At 65.2% G+C, this 946-nt stretch carries 1 protein-coding gene and 1 pseudogene; both read right to left on the bottom strand.

All coding sequences use genetic code 11. The annotated features are described in order from the left end of the window. Positions 1-197: pseudogene (locus AC1D00_RS42965) on the bottom strand (ABC transporter permease); the annotation flags it as partial. Between the two features lie 12 nt (positions 198-209). Further along, on the bottom strand, positions 210-946 hold a 737-nt coding region (locus AC1D00_RS42960; RefSeq protein ID WP_477014902.1), incomplete at its 5' end, for an ATP-binding cassette domain-containing protein.

Genomic DNA, 946 nt, shown 5'->3' with positions numbered 1-946 from the left:
ATGCCGGTCACCGACACCTGCGTCAGGATGTTGCCGAGATTGTCGAGCGTCGCGAAGGAGGGGCTCGCAAAGCAGAAGAAGGCGGAGAGGAAGATCAGTGTCAGGAACGGTGCTATGTTGCGCATCTGCGAGCGCAGGAAGGGCGCCAGACCACGCGCCCGATGAGCTTCAGCAAAGGCCGTCTCACTGCTCGCCATTGTGCTTCTCCGTCACGCCGCTTCCAGCAGGCGGTCCTTGCTGACCGGTTCGTTCTTGAACTCCCGCACCACCGCGCCGCGCTTGAGCACGAGGATGCGGTCGGCCAGCGACAGCACCGTTTCCGGCTCGGTCGACAGCACGATGATGGCGAGCCCCCTGGTGCGGAGGTCGCGGACGATGTTGATGACGTCGTTCTTGGCGCCGACGTCCATGCCGCGGGTCGGCTCGCACAGCACCAGCAGTTTTGGCGGATAGGTCAGCCATTTCGCCAGCGCGACCTTCTGCTGGTTGCCGCCGGAGAGCATGCCGAGATCGAGGCCGACCACGGGCGGCCGGATCTGGAGCTGCTCGACCTGTCGTTTGGCGATGTCGCGCTCCTGCGCGGGCTTGAGCAGCAGCGATGAGATGCGATCCAGGATGCTGATCGAGATGTTCTTGTAGACCGGCTCCTGGTGAAACAGCATGTCGCGCCGGCTTTCCGGCACCAGCGCCACGCCCGCGCGACGCGCGGCCGCCGTGCTGGCGAAGGTCTTGGGTTTCCCCTCGACGGCGAGCGTGCCGCCGTCCGGCTTCAGCTTGCCGAACAGGATGCGCGAGAGCTCCTGCTGGCCGCAGCCCATGAAGCCGTAGATGCCGAGCACTTCGCCGGCACGCGCCTCGAAGGAGATGTCCTTCAGGCTGCGGGCCAGTGAAAGCTGGTCGACCTTCAGGATCACCGAGCTGTCGCTCGGCTGGGGCAGCATCAGAT

The sequence above is a fragment of the Bradyrhizobium sp. P2_E8 genome (assembly GCF_056403875.1).
This window is presented reverse-complemented; position numbering and strand designations above follow the sequence as displayed.